Source organism: Hoylesella loescheii DSM 19665 = JCM 12249 = ATCC 15930 (assembly GCF_000378085.1).
GTDB classification, from domain to species: Bacteria; Bacteroidota; Bacteroidia; order Bacteroidales; family Bacteroidaceae; genus Prevotella; species Prevotella loescheii.
In genome coordinates this window covers 109,337-130,839 of sequence record NZ_KB899212.1, presented here as the reverse complement: position 1 = coordinate 130,839, position 21,503 = coordinate 109,337, and the positions used below count along the sequence as shown (strand labels likewise).

General features: G+C 49.3%; 15 protein-coding genes. 5 read left to right on the top strand and 10 right to left on the bottom strand.

What is annotated here, in order from left to right; translation table 11 throughout:
- Positions 1 to 198: 198 nt before the first annotated feature.
- The 4 genes from F453_RS0104205 to F453_RS0104195 all read right to left on the bottom strand — a co-directional run bounded on the left by F453_RS0104205 (position 199) and on the right by F453_RS0104195 (position 4,399).
- Entirely contained in the window at positions 199 to 831 is a 633-nt protein-coding gene (locus tag F453_RS0104205; RefSeq protein WP_018966886.1) for a glutathione peroxidase, read from the bottom strand.
- Between the two features lie 488 nt (positions 832 to 1,319).
- On the bottom strand, positions 1,320 to 2,633 hold the full coding sequence (gene eno / locus F453_RS0104200; protein ID WP_018966885.1) for a phosphopyruvate hydratase: 1,314 nt from the start codon (positions 2,631 to 2,633) through the stop codon (positions 1,320 to 1,322).
- A 494-nt stretch (positions 2,634 to 3,127) separates the two neighbouring features.
- On the bottom strand, positions 3,128 to 3,301 hold the full coding sequence (locus tag F453_RS16085; protein WP_081619111.1) for a thioesterase: 174 nt from the start codon (positions 3,299 to 3,301) through the stop codon (positions 3,128 to 3,130).
- A gap of 198 nt (positions 3,302 to 3,499) precedes the next feature.
- Positions 3,500 to 4,399 carry an AraC family transcriptional regulator gene (locus F453_RS0104195; protein ID WP_026292447.1) on the bottom strand — a complete coding sequence of 300 codons (900 nt, stop codon included), beginning with the start codon at positions 4,397 to 4,399 and terminating at the stop codon, positions 3,500 to 3,502.
- A 159-nt stretch (positions 4,400 to 4,558) separates the two neighbouring features.
- Here F453_RS0104195 and F453_RS0104190 point away from each other — a divergent pair, with 159 nt between their 5' ends.
- The 5 genes from F453_RS0104190 (at position 4,559) to F453_RS0104170 (ending at position 10,801) form a co-directional block, all read left to right on the top strand.
- Positions 4,559 to 5,887 (top strand): TolC family protein, encoded by a 1,329-nt coding sequence (locus tag F453_RS0104190; RefSeq protein WP_018966883.1) that lies wholly within the window; start codon positions 4,559 to 4,561, stop codon positions 5,885 to 5,887.
- A 131-nt stretch (positions 5,888 to 6,018) separates the two neighbouring features.
- Positions 6,019 to 6,912 (top strand): HlyD family secretion protein, encoded by an 894-nt coding sequence (locus tag F453_RS0104185; protein WP_018966882.1) that lies wholly within the window; start codon positions 6,019 to 6,021, stop codon positions 6,910 to 6,912.
- Positions 6,909 to 8,390, top strand: a complete 1,482-nt coding sequence (locus F453_RS0104180) for an ATP-binding cassette domain-containing protein (protein ID WP_018966881.1) — start codon at positions 6,909 to 6,911, stop codon at positions 8,388 to 8,390. The genes F453_RS0104185 and F453_RS0104180 overlap by 4 nt, the downstream gene beginning before the upstream one ends.
- The gene (locus F453_RS0104175; protein WP_018966880.1) at positions 8,387 to 9,490 is read left to right on the top strand and encodes an ABC transporter permease; all 1,104 of its coding nucleotides are present in this window, start codon (positions 8,387 to 8,389) and stop codon (positions 9,488 to 9,490) included. Before F453_RS0104180 ends, F453_RS0104175 begins: the two co-directional genes overlap by 4 nt.
- A gap of 219 nt (positions 9,491 to 9,709) precedes the next feature.
- Positions 9,710 to 10,801 carry an ABC transporter permease gene (locus F453_RS0104170; protein WP_018966879.1) on the top strand — a complete coding sequence of 364 codons (1,092 nt, stop codon included), beginning with the start codon at positions 9,710 to 9,712 and terminating at the stop codon, positions 10,799 to 10,801.
- A gap of 304 nt (positions 10,802 to 11,105) precedes the next feature.
- On the opposite strand, the gene F453_RS15640 is transcribed toward F453_RS0104170, so the two are convergent.
- The 6 genes from F453_RS15640 to F453_RS0104145 all read right to left on the bottom strand — a co-directional run bounded on the left by F453_RS15640 (position 11,106) and on the right by F453_RS0104145 (position 21,441).
- On the bottom strand, positions 11,106 to 11,267 hold the full coding sequence (locus tag F453_RS15640) for a hypothetical protein (RefSeq protein ID WP_154650683.1): 162 nt from the start codon (positions 11,265 to 11,267) through the stop codon (positions 11,106 to 11,108).
- A 1,550-nt stretch (positions 11,268 to 12,817) separates the two neighbouring features.
- Positions 12,818 to 14,437, bottom strand: a complete 1,620-nt coding sequence (locus tag F453_RS0104165) for a sialidase family protein (RefSeq protein WP_018966878.1) — start codon at positions 14,435 to 14,437, stop codon at positions 12,818 to 12,820.
- A gap of 327 nt (positions 14,438 to 14,764) precedes the next feature.
- Complete coding sequence (locus F453_RS0104160) at positions 14,765 to 16,825, bottom strand: glycoside hydrolase family 20 protein (protein ID WP_018966877.1); 2,061 nt, start codon at positions 16,823 to 16,825, stop codon at positions 14,765 to 14,767.
- 137 nt (positions 16,826 to 16,962) lie between these two features.
- Entirely contained in the window at positions 16,963 to 18,591 is a 1,629-nt protein-coding gene (locus F453_RS0104155; RefSeq protein WP_026292446.1) for a beta-N-acetylhexosaminidase, read from the bottom strand.
- 303 nt (positions 18,592 to 18,894) lie between these two features.
- Positions 18,895 to 19,869 carry a glycoside hydrolase family 130 protein gene (locus F453_RS0104150; protein WP_018966875.1) on the bottom strand — a complete coding sequence of 325 codons (975 nt, stop codon included), beginning with the start codon at positions 19,867 to 19,869 and terminating at the stop codon, positions 18,895 to 18,897.
- Positions 19,870 to 20,118: 249 nt separating this feature from the next.
- Positions 20,119 to 21,441 carry an MFS transporter gene (locus F453_RS0104145; protein WP_044108438.1) on the bottom strand — a complete coding sequence of 441 codons (1,323 nt, stop codon included), beginning with the start codon at positions 21,439 to 21,441 and terminating at the stop codon, positions 20,119 to 20,121.
- Positions 21,442 to 21,503 lie beyond the last annotated feature (62 nt).

Below are 21,503 nucleotides of genomic sequence, written 5' to 3'. Positions count from 1 at the left end.
ATAAAGAAATCGGCCTAACCGCCCCTGTAAAGTAGGCACGGTTAGGCCGTTTTTTTGTTGGCAGAAAAGCTAAATGCTGGGCAATCTGGCTGGCCAAGGAAGCCTAGTTCAGCTAAGACAACTGCGCATTCAAGGGCTATTTGCCTAAGGCTTTAGCATCTGCCCTAGCGTTATTTATCAGTTTCTTGGGGTTCATTGTTATCTGTCCTGCCCAACAACCTTTGCCACTTCTTCTTCCAAATACGGCATCGTGTCTTTGGGTTCGATGCGTTTCACCACCTTTCCTTCACGGTCAACGATAAATTTGGTGAAGTTCCACTGAATGTCGTACATGACATTGAGGGGCACATCCTTCGGTAAACGCTCGAACTCGGCACGCTGTGTGGAGTCGCTCATCAAGTAACCAAAGAATGGCTGCTGGCGTTTGAGGTAACGATAAAGCGGAATGGCGTTCTTGCCATTTACGTCTATCTTGGCAAATTGCGGAAAAGTTACGCCGTAATTGGCCTCGCAAAACTGGCGTATCTCTTTGTTCGTACCAGGCGCTTGACCTTTAAACTGGTTGCATGGGAAGCCCAAAACCACCAAGCCCTTATCGCGATACTTGTCGTAAAGCTCCTGCAAGGGCTTGTATTGAGGCGTAAGTCCGCACTGCGTGGCTGTGTTTACGATGAGCAACACCTTACCACGATACTTTGATAACGACACCATTCGGCCGTTTTCGTCCTTTACCTTAAAGCCATAAATGTTCTTTTGCGCCATGCCCGAGAAGGCAAAGAGGGCGAAAATGGCAAAGGTTAAGGTTCTGAGAAAATAGAGTTTTGAGTACATAAAATCTTTAATGAGTAAAAAAACAGCCTCATCCCAACCCCTTATAGGCCTCACCCCCAACCCCTCTTCAAGGGGAGAGGGGAGTGAAATGCTTTGTTGGGAGCGTGGCTGTTATGCTTGTTTGTCTTTGTAATTACCTTACATCTTTTATTATTTCCCCTTGTTGTAGCCTTACATCTTTTATTATTCTGCCTTGTTATAACATTACATATTTAATTAATTAGCCTTGTTGTGACCTTACATATTACTCCCCTCTCCCCTTGAAGAGGGGCTGGGGGTAAGGCTTTTTCCCCTTGGAGAGGGGCTGAGGGTGAGGCCGATAGGGGCGGATGTGAGGCTAGCAGGGCTGGAAATGAGCTTAAATAAAAAAACAGGGGCGACCCAAATAGGCCGCCCCATCTTATAAGTTACGCTTCCAAATGTTCAGGGCGCGATGCCATATCAGCATCTACCGCCGACCATTTGGCAAGTATCATCTCTGCGTATGCTTATTGCTTCTTCAGCCTTTCGTAGCCATAGCGTGCAGAGCAGCACAATTGTTCCTCGATACGGATAAGTTGGTTGTACTTAGCCATACGGTCGGTACGGCTCAACGAACCAGTCTTGATCTGTCCAGAGTTGGTAGCAACGGCGATGTCGGCAATGGTCGTATCTTCCGTTTCACCCGAACGGTGTGAGGTAACGGTGGTGTAACCAGCGCGGTGAGCCATCTCGATAGCCTCAAGTGTTTCGGTGAGCGTACCAATTTGGTTAACCTTGATAAGGATAGAGTTGGCAGCACCCATCTTGATACCTTTCTCCAAGAACTTCACGTTGGTAACGAAGAGGTCGTCGCCAACCAACTGACAGCGGTCGCCGATGGTTTCCGTCAGCTTCACCCAGTTGTCCCAGTCGTTCTCATCCAAACCATCTTCGATAGAATCGATAGGATATTTGGTGATCAGTTCTTCGAGATACTTAATCTGTTCGGCAGCGGTGAGTTTCTTTCCGTTAGGATCTTTGGGCATACCGTTTTTGAGTTGACGATAGTCGTAGTACCATTCGCCATTCTCTTGTACGGCAAATTCAGATGCAGCACAGTCCATAGCGATCTTCACATCCTTACCAGGTTCGTAGCCGGCATCCTTAATAGACTTCATGATTGTATCCAAAGCGTCTTCGATACCGTCGAACTTAGGAGCGAAACCACCCTCGTCGCCAACTGCGGTAGACAGTCCGCGAGCCTTCAAGTTCTTAGCCAGTGCGTGGAACACTTCAGCTCCCATACGGATAGCCTCACGTTCGCAAGATGCACCTACGGGGCGAATCATGAACTCTTGGAAAGCGATGGGAGCGTCAGAGTGTGCTCCACCGTTGATGATGTTCATCATCGGAACGGGCAAAACGTATGTGTTTGTTCCGCCGATGTAGCGGTAAAGGGGCATACCAAATGCCTTAGCGGCAGTTTGGGCAACGGCCAACGAAACGCCGAGAATGGCGTTGGCACCCAGCTTGCTCTTTGTGGGCGTGCCGTCTAGTTCGAGCATCTTGTAGTCGATTTTGCGTTGTTGGCAAACCGACATGCCTTTAAGGGCAGGAGCGATAACGTTGTTTACGTTCTCTACGGCTTTGAGAACACCCTTACCCAAGTAGCGGCCCTTGTCGCCGTCGCGCAATTCGAGGGCTTCGTTTTCGCCTGTTGATGCGCCAGAAGGTACACTTGCGCGGCCTACCACGCCGTTACACAATGTCACTTCCACCTCTACGGTAGGGTTACCTCTTGAGTCGAGGATTTCTCTCGCATGAACTTTTTCAATTACCATAATTTGTTCTTATTTAATTAAATAAAAAAATGTCCGTATTAAACTCTTGCAAAGTTAATAAATATCTCTGGAAAAACAGATGAAAAACAAATAAATACGCTCTGTTGGGATAAGTTAACTTATGACAGAGAAAAAGGTGTTGTCTGGCTTGTTCCACAATTTGCCCTTAGACAGAAGAACATATTTTCATAACAGAAGAACATAAGAACAACACGTAAATACAGGGTTAGAGGGAAACCTTTTTGCCTTTTACCTCCCCACTCTTTCACCTTTTTATGTGGCGTTTGCCACTTTTTTGTTCGGAAGTAGACAAGTTAATACGCGAGTTCGGGATAAGAGATGTTCGCTATGTCAATTATCGCATAGCGCTAGTTGGCTAGACAGCTATTCGTTTTTTATCTAATCTTGCCCAAGAAAGCGTCGTATCTTATCCCGAATTCACGTAATGTTTGATACCAGCTTGGCATGATCTAGGTGGTTCATTCCACAGCCCATCACCGCCAACAACTCACCCTTCTACCCTCCAAACGCCTTCTTTCACACCTCGCCCGATATGCTCTTGTAGTGAGCTTTTTAAGCTCCCGCATTGTTATAGCTAAGATGGAACCTTGTTCCAGATAAGTTGGAACAGCATTCCAATTCAACTGGAACAGCATTCCGGATAACATGGAACAGCCGTCCAAAACATATATAACACGGCGGTTAATCTAATAATGCATCATCAGAGCTTAGAAGGCACATTCTCGGAAGTAAGTTAATGGGTTGACAAGTAGACAAGTTTACAAGTTAACGAGTGGATAAGTTTGTGGGCGTTAGCCATCTTTTCACCCTTTCACCTTTTCCCTTTTTCACCTTTTCACCCTCTTTCATCCATTCCTAAACGCCAATGGTGTTTGTCCCGTTTGTCGTTTAAAGTACTTGTTAAAGAAGCTGGGGTTGGGGAAATTCAAGGCTTCTGAGATGGCTGCAACCGTTAGTTGACCATGCCGTAGCATCACCTTCGCCTCGGTAATCACGGCTCGGTCTATCCATTCTTTGGCATACACGCCACTGGTTTGCCACACAACCCTACTAAGATAACGTTGCGACAGGCACAGCTTGTCGGCATAAAAGGCCAAGTTATGTTCGCTTTTGGCATGTTCGTTCACCAAAGCGATAAAGCTATCGAACACCACACGTTGGCGCGAAGGAGCTTCGACAGGATGCTCCGCAGCACGAACGTAGCACTCGTTATAAAGATGACATAGGGCGGTGATGATGGAAAGGGCTGCCTGCCGGTTGTAGGGCTTATCCCTAAGCACGAGCAACAGACTCTCGTATAAATGTTCCACCTTGGCAATATCCCTGTCATTGACAGGCATAAACGCGTCTTTCGCCTGTCCGTTAAACATCGTTGGCACACCCTGCGGAAACAATTCGTCCATCAGCCACGGCTCAATCATCAGTCCTTCCACTTCACTATCAGGCGCAACACAGTCTAATTGTAAGATTGCACCATCGCAAAAGTACACCAATGTGCCACTTTGCACATGCCTGCCGATAAGGTTAAGCGTAATCCTTCCTTCGCCTTTCTTCAATATTCCGATGCGAATACCAGGCAGGCGATAAGGATAATGGGGCACAACGGCCAAGCCAAAGAGGTTTCGACCATTATAAAGCATGGTGAAACCGTCTTCGGTTATGGGCATGTCGGGTTCTGCAATATGCACGCTAAGCCTACTTCTTATCTCCTCCATAGTAAGAGTTTCGATTGTCTGATTGTTCATAACACGGCCTTTCTTCTTTCCACAAAGATAATAAAAACCATCTATAAAAACTCTGATTAAACGAAAAAAGCTACTAAAAGAACATTTATTGGCCGTGAAGGATAACAAGGATGTAACCAAAACAGCGTAATTTTGCACCATGAGATGTAAACGAAAGGAATGATGAAGCATACATTATTAATAGCCCTCGCACTGATGTGCACCACCGTTTGCCCTGCGCAAACCACGTTGGAAACTTGCCAACAGCAGGCGCAACAGAACTATCCGCTTATCAAGCGGCGAGCGCTCTACGCCCAATCTACGGCCTACACCATCGACAATATCAAGAAAGGATGGCTTCCGCAGATACAAGTTGCGGCACAAGCAACGGTGCAAAACCGCGTGGCACAACTACCCGAGCAGCTATCTAACATGATGGCGGCGCTGGGACAAAACAATCGCGGACTGGCAAAGGAACAATATCGCGTGGGTGTAGACGTTAACCAGATGCTGTGGGACGGCGGAAGGATTAGCGCTCAAAAAGATGTGGCGCGACTGCAACAGCAGGTAGACGAGGCACAAACAGACGTTTCGCTCTACCAAGTGCGCCAAAGGGTGAACGACCTTTACTTCGGCATTTTGCTTCTTGACGAACGTTTGCGGCTTAACCGCGACCTACAAACGCTACTGCAAAGCAACGAAGACAAGCTCGCTGCACTGCAAAGGCAGGGTGTGGTCATGCAAAGCGATGTGGACCAAGTGAAAGCCGAACGCCTAACGGCCATGCAAATGGCCAACGAACTGCAACACTCGCGCGATGCGCTCTGTCGTATGTTGGCCTTGTTTTGCAACGTTGAGCGTATCGACAGCATTGTAAAACCGACGCCCACACCCACCGAACAGGTAACGGAAGACGTTCGACCCGAGCTAAAAGCCATCGACTTGCAGCTGAGTTTGATAACTTCGCAACAGCGTGCACTGCGCAGCGCACTGCTCCCCACATTGAGCGTATTCGGCCAAGCCTACTATGGCTACCCCGGTTTCGATATGTTTAAAGACATGAACAGCCGTTCGCCCTCGTTCAATGCTTTGGCTGGCGTGCGCCTTGCGTGGAACATTGGCAACCTATACACGCATCGCAACAACGTGCAACGGCTGTCGGTGGCAAGGACTGAGATAGAAAACGCTCGCGAAGTGTTCTTCTTCAACAATCGTTTGGAAACGGTACAACAGCAAGAAACCATAGCAAGCAAGCGCCAAACCATGGCTGCCGACGACGAGATTGTTGCACTTAGACAAAACGTTAGGCGAGCTGCCGAGGCCAAACTAGCGCATGGCACCATCGACACTGATCGCTTACTGCAAGAGATAACACGCGAAAACAATGCGAAAATAAACCGCTCTACACACGAAGTGGAGATGTTACAAGGGATATATTACTTGAAATACGTAAGAGGAAAAAGCCTCACCCCCGACCCCTCTCCAAGGGGAGAGGGGAGTAAAATGTAAGGCTACAACAAGGACAAACAAGCATAACAACCACGCCCCAACAAGGCATTTCACCCCCCTCTCCCCTTGGAGAGGGGTCGGGGGTGAGGCCAGTAGGGGGGATTGTTAGGCCTCTCAACAACACAAATAATATGAAACATCAATCAATAACTCTTGCCGCACTGGCACTATTAATAGTAGCCTGTGGCGGAAACGAAAAGGAATACGATGCCACAGGTATCTTCGAGGCGACCGAAGTTACGGTTTCGGCCGAAGGAACAGGGCGCCTGATGGCCTTCGACATTAGCGAAGGCTCAACGCTTACGGCAGGACAGCAGGTGGGACTCATTGATACCGTGCAGCTACAATTAAAGGCTAGGCAGGTGGGAGCCACACGCGAAGTCTTCGCTAACCAACGTCCCGACATCCAAGCGCAGATTGCCGTCACCAAACAACAAATCAATAAGGCCCTTGTTGAACAACGTCGAACAGAGGCCTTACTTAAAGATGGCGCTGCCACCAGCAAGCAACTAGACGACGCCCAAAATGCTGTGGCCGTGCTGCAAAAGCAATTGCAGGGGCAAATCTCTCTGCTACAAAACAGCACGCGCAGCCTTAACAGCCAGATGAGCGGTGCCGACATACAACGTTATGAGGTGATGGACCAATTGGAAAAGTGCCATATCAAGTCGCCAATAACGGGTACGGTGCTGGAGAAGTATGCCGAACAAGGCGAATTTACCAGCATCGGCCGACCGCTTTTCAAAGTGGCCGACACACGTAACATGACCCTCCGCGCCTACATCACTTCAACACAATTGTCCAAAGTGCACGTAGGACAGCGCGTAAAGGTATTCGCCGACTATGGCAATGACACCCGACACACCTACGAAGGTACTGTTACATGGATTTCGCCAAAGGCCGAATTTACCCCTAAAAGCATTCTTACCGACGACGAAAGGGCCGATCAAGTGTACGCCGTAAAGGTCAGCGTGAAGAACAATGGCTACATCAAGATTGGCATGTATGGAGAAGTGAAGTTATGAACGCCATCGAAGTGAACAACATCTGCAAAAGCTATGGCGAGATACAAGCCTTGAAGGATTTCTCGTTTAGCGTGGCCAAAGGGTCGCTACACGGACTTATCGGACCCGACGGAACTGGCAAGACCTCGATGTTTCGCATCCTTGCGACATTGGTTTTGCCCGACAGCGGCACGGCATCGGTAGATGGTTACGACGTGGTGAGCGGACTAAAAGACATCCGTCAACGTGTAGGCTACATGCCAGGACGGTTTAGCCTGTATCAAGACCTTACCGTTGAAGAGAACCTACGCTTCTTCGCCACCCTCTTCGGCACAACCATTGAGGCTGGTTATCACAACGTGAAGGACATATATGGACAGATAGAGCCCTTTAAACGGCGACGCGCCGGTGCGCTATCGGGCGGTATGAAACAGAAGCTAGCCCTTAGTTGCGCACTTATTCACCAACCCAGTGTGCTGTTATTAGACGAACCTACCACAGGCGTCGACCCTGTTTCGCGCACCGAATTCTGGGATATGCTTGCCCGTTTGAAACAACAAGGCATCACTATCCTTGTTTCTACGCCCTACCAAGAGGAGATAAAGCGATGCGACGAGATAACCACGTCCCCCTTACCGTCCACGCTCGGCACAACAGGAAATCAACAAACGACGCCCACCACACGTCCCCTATATATTAATAAGGAAGAGAAGGCCACGCCAAACACCACCACCGACAACGCCACGCGCGACATCAACCAAGCCGAAACCATTATCCACGTGAGTCACTTGGTAAAGACCTTCGGCACGTTTAATGCCGTAGACGACATTTCGTTCGATGTGCGCAGGGGCGAGATATTCGGCTTTCTCGGTGCCAACGGTGCAGGTAAAACCACTGCCATGCGTATTCTTTCGGGCCTTAGTCAGCCTTCGGGCGGCAAGGCTACTGTGGCCGGACTAGACGTTAGCACACAACACGAGGCCATCAAACGGCGCATCGGCTACATGAGTCAGCGTTTCTCGCTCTACGAAGACCTCACCGTTACAGAGAACATACGCCTCTTTGGCGGCATCTACGGCATGAGTTCGACCGACATCAAACGCAAAACCGAACAGCTGCTCAACCGACTGACGTTGCAAAACGAGGCCAACCGACTAGTAAAAACCCTCCCTTTGGGCTTTAAACAAAAGCTGGCTTTCTCGGTAAGCATACTTCATCGGCCCGAAGTTGTGTTCTTAGACGAACCCACGGGCGGTGTAGACGGCAACACCCGACGCCAGTTTTGGGAGCTGATTTACGAGGCTGCGCAGGGCGGCATCACCGTATTCGTAACCACACACTATATGGACGAGGCCGAATATTGCGACCGATTGTCTATCATGGTGGATGGAAAGATACGCGCATTGGATACACCCGAACAGCTGAAACGCCAATACGCGAAAGACAATTTGGGCGAGGTGTTCACCCTCCTTGCCCGTAATGCGGAAAGGAGTGAATGATGAAGACCTTCTTTTCATTCGTCAACAAGGAGGTGCGACACATCTTACGCGACCGCCGCACTATGCTCATACTCTTCGGTATGCCGCTGGTGATGATGTTGCTCTTTGGTTTTGCCATCTCTACCGACGTGCGAAACGTTCGCCTAGTGGTTGTCACTACACCGTGGGACAATGCTACACAGCAGATTGTACACCGCCTCGACGTCTCCGAATACTTCGTTCACACCTACAACGCACCCACAGTTGAGAAGGCCAAACAGCTTATTCGCGACCAGAAAGCCGACCTCGCCGTGGTGTTCTCGCCACGTTTTGCCGATCATCGTTACGATGGCGGCGCGCGCATACAGCTTATCACCGATGGAACCGACCCCAATATGTCGAGTTTGCAAGCCGCATACGCCTCGCAAATCATTGCCCAAACCCTGCAACAGGGGAGCAAAGTAAGCATCGCCAGCACGCCAACGGTTACTACTCGACTGCTATACAACCCACAAATGAAAAGTGCCTACAACTTTGTTCCAGGCATCATAGGTATGTTGCTCTTGCTTATCTGCGCCATGATGACCTCGGTAAGCATCGCTCGCGAAAAAGAACGTGGCACGATGGAGGTGCTTCTCGTCTCGCCAGCGCGTCCCTTACTGATGCTTATCGCCAAGGCCGTGCCCTATTTCATGTTGTCTATTGCCATCTTGTGCATCATCTTAGGCATCTCACATTTCGTTTTGGGCGTTCCGCTTTCAGGCAATCTGTCCGCCATTTTCGCGCTCAGCCTGCTCTACATCTTCCTTGCCCTGTGCATAGGGCTACTCATTAGCGTGCTAGCCAGCACCCAATTGCAGGCCCTACTCATATCGGGTATGATGATGTTAATGCCCAGCATACTGTTTTCGGGCATGTTATATCCCATCGAAAGCATGCCACAAGTACTGCAATGGCTAACCATCATCGTGCCTGCACGATGGTTCATCGCCGCCATTCGCAAGCTAATGATCATGGGCGTGGGACTAGATATGGTGGTCAAAGAGCTGCTCATACTCGCTGCAATGGCTACGTTGATACTTGGTATAGCGCTGAAGAAGTTTAATATTAGGTTAGAATAGTGGAGGAGTTAAAGGAGTTAAGGAGTTAAGGAGTTAAGCCAATAGTATGGCTGCTACATTCTTTAACTTGTAAGCAGAACCCAATTGTTCTGCTCCCTTAATACCCTTAAATATATTAACAAGCAACAAGATTGTTAGCCACGCTGCAACAAGGCATACGGCTTAACTCCTTTTACTCCTTAACTTCTTTAACTCCTTAACTCCATTAACTCCTTAACTATGTTCAAATCTCTCCTCCAAAAAGAATGGATACAGATACGTCGCAACGGCTTTGTTATGCGACTTGTGGTGCTTTATCCCATCTTTATCATGGGCATTGCACCATGGATTACCACGATGGAAGTGCACAACATAACGGTGAGCATCGTAGATAACGACCGCTCTACGCTATCACGCCAAATCGTTGGTAAAGTAGAACACTCCAACTATTTCCACTTCAACGGCATGGCCTCATCGTATAAGGAGGGCTTGGCAAGTGTGGAGAGGGGACAGACAGACGTGGTATTGGTTATTCCACAGCACTTCGAACGAGAACTAACATTGGGAAAAAGCCCGCAGGTGTTTGTTGCCGCCAACGCCACAAACGGCACCAAAGGTGGCTTGGGCAGTGCCTACCTAGCCAACATCGTTACAGGAACAAGGCTGAACAACCGCCCCCTACCCTCGCCCCGACAACAAACCATAACCTCAAACACCCTATACAACCGCCACGAGAGCTACAAGGTGAACATGATTCCTGCCCTTATGGCCATGGTGATAATCATGGTTTGCGGCTTTTTGCCCGCACTTAACATCGTGGCCGAGAAAGAGGCGGGCACCATCGAGCAGATAAACGTAACACCCGTAGGCAAAACGCAGTTCATCTTGGCCAAGCTCATACCCTATTGGTGCTTTGGTTTCGTCATCTATACGCTTTGTCTACTGCTCGCTTGGGGCATCTATGGCATCACGTCTGTGGGCAATGTGGCCTTACTCTACCTATTTATGATGCTGTTAGCCGTGATATTTAGCAGCATCGGACTTATCGTTAGCAATTACAGCGACACCATGCAACAGGCCATGCTCGTAATGTGGTTCATCATGGTTTGTATGATGTTGCTCAGTGGCCTGTTCACTCCTGTGCGCAGCATGCCCAATTGGGCACAAACACTTACATGGATTGTACCAGTGCGCCACTATATCGACGCCGCCCGTTCGGTGTTTATTCGGGGTACGGCGCTAAGCGGACTAACTACCCAACTCGCCATTCTCGCCTCCATGGCCACCATTATGGGCGCATGGGCAGTGTGGAGTTATAAGAAGAACAGCTAGGTATGGGGGAGCATTTGCAACACCTTTATCCCGCATCTGCAAGCTCTTCGCAAAGTATTTTCTCCTTCCTCGCCACCCACTTTTTATGGCATCGCTGCCGTACAAGCCTTTTGTAGTGTGACTACAAACAAGCTGTAGTGGCACTACCGACAAATTGTAGCGTGGCTACAACTCGTTTGTAGCCACCGTACAAGAGGCTTTGTACGGTACGTTTAATAAGAAAACGCCCAATGAGAGTTTGACGAACGTGCAAGATAACACATGCAAGCAATACGCGAGTTCAGGATAAGAGAAATTCGTTATGTCAACTACCGCGTAGCGGTTGGTCTTTTGGAAGGGCAGGGTTGGGAGTGAAACGACCTACCCTGTCTAAGCGGTGCATATAATACTTCAAGGCCGTAGGTATTGGTCTTTTTACGTTTGAACCATCTGTTTTTGGGAAACCAATGGCCAATAACAACGTCATTCGTCAATAGCATTTGCCCGCATATCCGTCTATCGTCTAGACAACAGATGCGGTAAATGTAAAAAGACCAAGACCTTCGGCCTTGTTTTGTTATTCCACCTGCAAGGCAGGGTAGGTCGTTTCACTCCCAACCCTGCCCTGCCAAAAGACCAACCGCTACGCGGTAGTTGGTTAGATAGTCATTTGTTTTTTATCTAATCTTTCTCAAGATACATTGTATTTTATCCCGAATTCACGCAAGCAATAGATTACGAATTCGAGATTGATCACCAAATACCTACACGAGTTCGGGATAAAACACTGTCGTTATGCCTTCTGTTGCGTAGCACTGGTTGGCGAGAAAGCCATTTCTTTACCTATCCAATCTTGTTCAGGGGGCATGGTTTCTTGTCCCGAACTCGCCAATTAGCCATTCCGTCGTTCGCATTTTCATAGTTCCGAGAATGCGCTTGCTAAGCCCTGATGATGCATGATTAAGTTAATCGCCACGTTAAATGTATTTTGGACGGCTGTTCCATGTTATCTGGAATGCTGTTCCAGTTGAATTGGAACACTGTTCCAACTTATCTGGAACAGGCGTCCATCTTAGCTATAACAAGGCTGGAGCTTAAAAAGCTCACTACAAGAGCATACCGGATGAGGCGTGAAAGATGGCGTTTGGTGATTAGGAGGGTGAGTTGGTGGCGGTGATAGGCTGTGGAAAGAACCGCCTAAATGGTGCCAAGCGAGTGTCAAACGTTACGTGAATTCGGAATAAGCTACGATGCTTTTTTGAGCAAGATTAGATAAAAAACGAATGGTTATCTCACTAACTAGCGCTACGCAACAGAAGGCATAGTGAACATCTCTTATCCCAAACATACGTAAATACCTAGAACTAGGCTAGGTGTAACAGACCTCTGCCATGTCAACTACCGCGTAGCGGTTGGTCTTTTGATAGGGCAGGGTTGGGAGTGGAAACGACCTACCCTGCCTAAGCGGTGCATATAATCCTTCAAGGCCGTAGGTCTTGGTCTTTTTCTATTGGCTAGTTTGTATGTGGATATTGGTTGATTGCGAAATAATTTGGCATATTGGAAGAGGAAATGGCATCGACTAAAAGACGGAATAATAGGGTGATGAGGAGTGCATCGTAACCACTCTCTCCACCTAGAAGCCTATTCAACGGAAACAGACCAATACCTACGGCATTGTTTTCTCTCTGCGCAGCCTAGGCAGGGTAGGTCGCTTTGGCTCCCAACCCTGCCCTATCAACAGGCCAACCGCTACGCGGTAGTTGGCATAACAGAGGTCCGTTGCGTCTAGCATACTTCCAAATATCTGGTGATTAATCCCGAATTAGCAATAGATTATAAGCCATTATAGGGAACGCAAATTCGCTAAGCGTGCCGTAAGTACCTATTGGTGGATGACTTGCGATGGGCAATTCTCGGCAAACTAGCTGTCTTTTTCCTATTGGCGTGACCTTTATTCTGATATATAAAACAAAAAGTGGAGTGATGCCCCACTTTTGTTTTCTGTTTGTTGTGCCATATAAAAGCACTCCAATCTTACTTCATCAAATCTTTCAACGGAATGCGTTGGAAGGTCATTTGCGCAACACTACTCTCGTAGAGAATGCCAATGGTTTCGCGATCTATCATCGTAAGGCACGAGTAACCCCAACCTAAACCCTCATCGAGCAACACCTGATGCTCGGGCAACCACGTCTTTCCGCCATCAAGACTCATCTTAATGGTGATGTTGTTGCGGTGCTTGGTAGAATTGGGATTGGAGAAAAGCAGGATGTCGCGTTTCAAAACGTTGTCCTTAGCCTTAACGCTGATAAGGCTACCCATACAAACAGGCTCGATAAGTGCACTGCGCGAAGAGGGGTGTTCGGTCCAAGTGGCGCCAAGATCGCGTGTTGTACACACGGCACGACTTCCTCCGCGGTTGTCGCGCATGTTCAACATCAGCACGCCTTTTTCCACTTCGGCCACCTGTGCTTCGGTGGTGTTGTCGCGTGCGGGCTTGTTGATGTGCCACGTTTTACCGCGATCTTTGCTGTACATGATACCTGCCGAAGGTTCGCGATTGGCCTTAATAAACTGTATGGGGAAAACCAATGTGCCGTCGGTCATGGTGATGCCACGGCCAGGGCCTTGCAAAAGGAAATACCATTCGGGCAGTTTCACCTGCGAAGTGATGTTTATCGGTTCCGACCACGTTTTTCCATCGTCGTCGCTTCGCACCAAAACCAGCTGTGCGGTATGGTCGTAATCCATGCCCGGTTGCGAACTCCACCATGCCCTTTCGTTGCCCATGCCGTGCGTCCAAGCAGCTACAACCCACACGGTATTGGTCTTTGTGTCTACCAGAATACTGGGGTCGCCCACGCCATTTTGTGCTTTGGGCAGTCCGCCAGTCTCACCAAAGGCCATGGGAAGACGCATCGGTTCCCACGAACGACCACCATCCGTGCTGCGACTAAGGCCAACGTCGACATACTCTTGCAAGTCTACGCTACTATTATGCCGCACATCGTACACGCCGAGCAATGTTCCGCGATTGGTAGTAACCAGTCCGGGGATACGATAAGCGGCCACGCCATCGTCGCCAGCATGCCTAACACCGATACCCATACGGCGAAGCGGAGTGGGTTGACCCACGTTTTCAACCATCAGTGGACTGTTATCGCCGAGAGCTTCACGCAAGGCTATGTTGAAAGTGGTGTGCAAAGCAGCGGTGGGTTGCATCTCGATGCTCACCCAAAAGAAGTTGTAGCCAGGGAAAAGCTTTTGTTTGCTACGCAGCGTAACAGTGGCTTGCGTGGGTTGCACCTCGTCTTGTTTCACCGAATACGAAGGGATGGCCTCCATTGTACGGCCTGGCGTGAAGTTGGTGATATATTCCACGGGCTTCATACGACGTTTGCCATAGTCTTGGCGAGCATCGGTGCCTCCGTAATATAACTTCAAAGATTTAATTTGATCACGTGGGGCGTTGCCCAAATCCAATGTTAGGGCATTGAGCGTACCCGTCTCCTTGGCATCGATACGCATCAACATCAAGATGTTGTCGTGGCGTTCGATGAGTATGGGGTATTGCGGCTGTTGCACGAAAAGCGTGTCGCGAGCTTGCACAGCAAGAGCGATGGCCGATAAAACGGCAATGAAAAATAGTCGCATAATTTGTTGTTTGAGTTTATTATATGGAGATATAAGGAGTTATTTAAGGAGTTAAGGAGTTATGGAGTTAAGGAGTTAAGCCAAATGCAGAGGTGGCGTTAGGGAGTTATTTAAGGAGTTAAGCCAAATGCTTTTCATCTTTTCACCCTTTCACCTTTTCACCTTTAAGGAGTTAGGGAGTTATGGAGTTAAGCCAAATGCAGAGGTGGCGTTAGCTATTTTTTCACATTTTCACCCTTTCACCTTTAAAGGCGTTAGCCATTTTTTCACCTTTTCACCTTTTCACCTTTTCACCTTTAAAAGTCTTTTCACCCTTAAAAACGTTCCCTACCACACCTTTATCTCATCGCAAAATACCCATCCGCCTTCGGCACCTTGCTTGGCTCGCATACGCACGTAGCGTGCTTTGGCCGTGCCTTTCCATGTGAAGGGCTCGATGAAATATTCGCGTTTGTCGTGTCGTTCCATATCGCGGCGTTGCAACGACGTGTAGTTCTGACCATCAGAAGAAACCAACAGCTCTACACTATCAGGGAAAGCGATATCTACGCCCATAGATTGCAGGAAGTCGGCAGACACCTCGTGCAGTTCTGTTTCCGCCCCAAGGTCTATTACGGCATCCATACACTCGCCACCAATAAAGCCTTGCCAACGGTCGCCCTTAAACACCCAGTCGCCCCGACGGCCATCAGTGAGCGTGCCATCGCCCGTTCCGCGATACTTCTCGGTGTAACGCGAGAGATACGTAACAGGTTTTCCAATGGCCAAATGCGTTACAGGAGTGAGCGATTCCTCACGTCGTCCGCGCTCGGTGCGCAAGTCAAAGTGGTTATATCCCATGGCCTTCATGCGGTCGAGTGCCTGTATGGCGCGATTGCGGAAGTTTTCATACGAAGGACGATTACGCGTCCATCCCACTTCGGCAATGCCCAACAGTCGGGGATAAAGCATGTACTCGGCATGTTCGGGCGTAGGAACCTCTTCTGTCCAAAGGTTTCCTTGCACGCCGTCAATGTATTTTTCCAGCGTGTCGGCCGATTCCTTGTGGGTTATTGGCTCGTATGAATACACCTTTTCAAGCGGAACATAACCGCCCATAGCCTTGGGTTGGGTGAACGGAACGTCTTGATACATGTCGAGATAGCAATATGCGCCAGGCGTCATCACCACATGATGACCGGCCTTTGCAGCCTTCAAGCCTGCCTCTTCGCCCGTCCACGACATCACGGCAGCATTTGGTGCCAAGCGGCCTTGCATGATTTCGTCCCATCCCAGCAGCTTTCGGCCGTGGGCATTAAGGAACTTCTCGATGCGCATGATGAAGTAGGCTTGCAGTTCGTGGGTATCTTTCAGCCCCTCATCTTTCATTCGTTTTTGGCATTTGGGGCACGTTTTCCACTTCTCTTGCCAAGCCTCGTCGCCCCCGATATGGATGTATTGCGAGGGGAAAAGCTGCATCACCTCAGTGAGAACGCCTTCGAGAAAAGTAAAAACGCTATCGTTTCCAGGACAGAAGTCGGGGCTGGTATAGGCCTTACCTTCGCAAGTGAGGTTTGGGTAGGCAGCAAACACCTCGTTACTATGGCCTGGCATCTCTATCTCGGGTATCACGGTGATGTGCCTTTTGGCAGCGTACGCCACGATATCGCGCACATCGTCTTGCGTATAATATCCGCCATAAGCCCCCGAATCGTTGGCGTGGCAGTAGCGTCGGTCGTGTTCGCGCCACCATTTAGTCCAGTCGTTTTGGGTTCGATAGGCCGTTTCCTCAATCAGTTTGGGGTATTTCTTCACCTCCAAACGCCATCCTCCGCCATCGGTTAGGTGCCAATGAAAGCGGTTAAGCTTAAAGTAAGCCATGGCATCGAGCTGCTTTTTGATAAACTGGGGCGTGAAGAAATGGCGCGAACAATCGAGCATCATACCGCGATAAGGAAAGCGTGGCTGGTCATTCACCTCGGCGCAAGCCACCTTATTGCCGTCTACCATAAGCTGCCGAAGGGTTTGCAAGCCATAAAACAAGCCTGTTGTGGTATGCGACATGATGGTTATTCGTTCGGGCGTTACGTCTAGGGTATAATATTCGGGGAACGTTCTACCGTAGCAAGACGGCTCTTTTATCCGCAACAAGTTAAGGCTTATGGCCGGGACTTTACTGATGAACTTTCCTTTAAACACCTTCAAGCCCAAGGTTTGGCGTATGTAGGCCTTCATTTGGCGTGCCTCTTCGCCCTCGAAATTCAGTTCAACGGGCGTGTTGGGCTTAATGGTAAAGAAGCCTTTGCCCATGGTTATCTCCCTAGGTTGCGGGATAACCGATTGCGCCTGCACCTGTTTTGGGCAGAGCGAAGCCACAAGAAGCAGCAAGGCGAGGAATGTTTTATGCATGTGTTGGATACTATTAAGAAGATGTGAGATATACCTTTATATTAAAGCGGAATGGTATTGATAACGAAAAGTGGCAGCCATCTCACCACAACCCATAGTTAGGGCTTACGGCGAAATGGCTGCCAGCAGTCTATATATTACCAAAGGGCCGAAGTGGGGATGGCCTTTTCTTTCCAAAGATGGCGTGCATACTGATAGCCATAGCGGTCGTAAAGGTCGCTAAGACGCAGTGCGCGCTTGCTGAAATCATCGAAATTCTTCTTCGCTACGGGTGTCCATTGCACCTCGGCCAAAGCTGCCATACGTGGAAGAACCATGTATTCGGCCTGCGTGGTGAAAGGAATGTACTCCGTCCAGAGGTTAGCTTGAACGCCCTTGATACGATTCTTGGCTTCGGCCGAAAGCGTATCGGGCAGCGGTTCGTAAGAATATACCTTCTCAACAGGCGAACAACCACCGATTGCATCGGGTTCGTGCTTGGTGTCTTTTGCCTGATAGTGGTCGAAATAAACGTGCGAGCTAGGCGTCATGATAACATCGTGACCTTGCTTTGCAGCCTTAAGACCAGGCTCAACGCCACGCCAGCTCATGATGGTTGCGCTTTGGTTGATCTTGCCTTCTAGGATTTCGTCCCATCCGATGATGCTCTTACCCTTGCCATTGAGGTACTTCTCAACTCTGTTGGTGAAGTATTGTTGCAGGTGTTTGATGTCGGTGTTCTCGTCTTTAGCCTTTTGCAAGCACTTGGGACACTTCTCCCACATCACCGTTGGCGACTCGTCGCCACCAATATGGAAGTATTTTGCGGGGAAGATATCCACTACTTCATCGATAACATCTTGCACAAACTTGTACGTGCTTTCCTTTCCAAGGCACAAAACATCCTTATATACGCCCCAACGATGTCCCACTTCGTAGGGTCCACCGGTACATCCTAGCTCGGGATAAGCAGCCAATGCGGCCAACATGTGTCCGGGCATGTCTATCTCGGGGATAACTGTGATGTGACGTTGACGTGCATATTCCACAATCTCGCGTGCCTCTTGCTGGGTGTAGAAACCACCGTGAGGAATGCTATCGTCAACAGTTGCGTTGTGACCGATAACCGTTCCCGAGCGCATCGACGACTTCGCGGTGAGTTCGGGATGGCTCTTTATCTCCAAACGCCAGCCTTGATCTTCGGTGAGATGCCAGTGGAACACGTTCATATTGTGCATGGCCAAGATGTCGATAAACTTCTTTACGAAGCTTAGGGGGAAGAAATGGCGTGCGCAATCGAGCATCATGCCGCGATATCCAAAGCGTGGAGCGTCGGCAACAGTCACTGCGGGCAGGGTGATAGCTTCGCCTGTGGTTTGCACGGGCAACGATTTGCGCAGTGTCTGAATGCCATAGAACACGCCAGCAGGTGTGCTAGCGGCGATGGTTACTTGCTTGTTGTTCACGCTAAGACGGTAAGCCTCGGCACCAGCAACTTTGGGGTCGATGGTCAAAACAATAGCTGCAGCCTTCTTGTCGCGCTTATCAAGCACGGCGGTTTTTATGCCCGAGGCCTGCTGTATGTATTCAGAGAGGAAGCGGGCATTGCGTTTCATCTCGGGATTGGTACCTTCGTACACGATGGTTGTGGCGTTCGTGAGGTTGAAGGGCAACCCTTTGGCCATCACAACACTCTTTGGCAGTGGCACAACATTATAGTTGGCGTCGGCTGCATGGGCGCTTAGCATCGATAAGCATAAGGCCGTGGCTAATAAAAGACGTTTCATTTCTATTTTAGTTTATGAGTTATTGAGTTGGTGAGTTATTGAGTTTAAAAGTTGATGAGTTGGTGAGTTATTGAGTTTATGAGGTGGTGAGTTGGTAAGTTTTTGAGTTTATGAGGTGGTGAGTTGGTGAGTTTATGAGTTGATAAGTTTCTCAGTTTATAAGTTTATGAGTTGAAGAGTTAGTGAGTTAACGAGAAAGTTTGCCACTCTGCAACAACGCATATGGCTTAACTCCTTAACTCCATAACTCCTTAACTCCTCAAAAACAACTCCTTACTACTTTACTACTTGCTCCTTTACTCCTTACACAATTGAGTTATTCTTCACAAAGTCGATAATCTCTTTTACGTATCCGAAGGCCATTCCCACCACAGTATCGGCAGCTCCGTAGTACACGGCTACGCGTTCGCCGTCGCTAAGTGCGGCGCAAGGGAACACCACATTGGGCACATCGCCTTGCAATTCGTAGGGCGCAGCAGGTGCAAGTAGGTAGGGACGGGTGCGATAAAGCACGCGTTCGGGATTGTCTTTGTCGAGCAACACGGCACCCATCGAATAGCGGAAGCCATTGCAAGTGGTGATCACGCCATGGTAGAACATGAGCCAACCCTCATCAGTGAGGAACGGAACAGAACCTGCGCCGATCTTGGTGCACTGCCATGCGCTCTCGGGGAATGGCGTTACCTTCATCACGCAGCGATGTTCGCCCCAGTATTTCATATCGGGGCTATAGCTTAGATATATGTCGCCGAAGGGCGTATGACCGTTGTCGCTAGGACGCGAAAGCATTGCGAACTTGCCGTTGATCTTCTGTGGGAAGAGCACACCGTTGCGATTGAAGGGCAAGAAGGCGTTTTCGCACTGGTAAAAGCGCTTGAAGTCAAAGGTATAAGCGATACCAATGGTGGGTCCGTGATAACCATTGCACCAGGTAATCCAATAGCGGTCGTCGATCCAAGTTACGCGCGGGTCGTACTTATACTCCGAGTCTATCATCTGGGTATTACCAGCTTCGAACACGATCGGTTCGTGGTTGATGTCCCAATTAATACCATCCTTGCTGAAACCGGCAAAGATATTCATCTGCACGGCTTTGTTATCGCAACGGAAAACGCCAGCGAAGCCGTCTTCAAAAGGTACTACGGCACTGTTGAAAATGCTGTTTGAGGTGGGGATGTGATAACGTCCAATGACGGGGTTTTTAGAATAACGCCACATTACATCGGTAGAACCGGCGGGACGTTCCTCCCAAGGCATGATGTCTTTTAGTTGTTTCATTTCTTCTTGATGCCTCTCTTCGCGCCTTGGCTTGTGACTGTGGCGCGGCAAAAGGACTTGGGAATTATGGGTAATTTATTTTATGGCCTCACCCCCAGCCCCTCTCCAAGGGGAGCGGGGAGTGGTATGCCTTGTTGTTGCTTTGTATATGGTTGTCGTTTGGCTTTGCAAATGTTATTATCTTGCTTTGTTTTAACCCTGCATATTACTCCCCTCTCCCCTTGGAGAGGGGCTGGGGGTGAGGCTTTTTTATTTTTTATCCTCGTACGTAAACGGCACGAAATAGGTGATGAGGAATGCGGGAATAGTGGCCACGAGGGTGAAGATAAAGAAGTGTTTGTATCCCAACCAGTCGCTAAAGAATCCACTAGCCATTCCTGGCAGCATCACACCGAGGTTCATAATGCCCGAAGCGAAGGCGTAGTGTGCCATCTGGTGTTTGCCAGGCGCTATCTGCTGCATCATGAAAAGGGTTAGTCCTACGAAACCAAAGCCATAGCCAAAGTATTCGAGGGTTATCGCGCCACCAATGAGTAAGCCGTTTTCGGGTTGATACCACGACAACAGCGTGTAGGCCACGAAAGGTAAGTTGAACACGCAGCACAGCGAGAACAGCGTGCGTTTAAGTCCGAAGTGCGAGATGTAATAGCCCGCCAATATGGACCCCAGCACAAAGGCGGCTGCGCCAAACGTACCATAATACAGTCCGATTTCTTCTTCGCTAAGTCCCAATCCACCAACTTCGCACCCTGCTTTAAGGAAAAGCGGCACCACTTTCATCACAAAGCCCTCGGCAAAACGATAGAGAATGATGAAGAAGATGTAGTAAACGATGTGGCGTTTGGTGAAGAAGTCGCTCAGCACGCGCACCAGTTCGTTGAAGGTTTCGGCTGCACTCATGCGCTTTTCGGTACGTTTTCCGCCCTGCGGAAGCATACGCGTATGGTACAATCCCAATAAGAACATCAGTACACCCAAGGCTACCATCACCACCATCCATGCCTGCGCAGCGGCCGAATGCATAACCGCTTCGGGCGCACCTTTCACGCCACCGTAGTGTTTTAACAACCAACCGGCCAGCCAAACCAATCCGCCCGAGGCCACAATCTTGGCTATATTGTAGAAAGCACCTTGCCAACCGATGAAGCGGGCTTGGTCTTCCTTGCTCAATTCGGCCATGTAAACGCCGTCGGTGGCTATGTCGTGGGTGGCTCCGCTAAATGCGATGATGGCCATCAAGGCGATACACACGGTGAAATAGTGGGGCAAATGGAGCGCCAAACCTACGAGGGCGAAGCCCGCACCAGTAACTAACTGGGTGGTTACGACGAAGAATTTCTTGCTGCGATACAGCTCCAGGAACGGACTCCACAAAAACTTGAAGGTCCAGGGCATCATGATGAGCGAGGTCCAGAAGGTTATCTTGCTGTCGCTCACGCCCAATCCCTTGAACATAAGCACGGCCACCATGTTGAGAACCACGAAGGGAAGCCCCATGGCGAAGTAGACGGAGGGCACCCATGCGATAGGGTTTCTCCTGCTAGAGTTGTTTACTGAGTTTGTTTGTTGCATGTTCTTATTAATTAAGGAGTCTTGCTCCATTGCCCTAAACTGGCCTAAACTGGCCACAACTG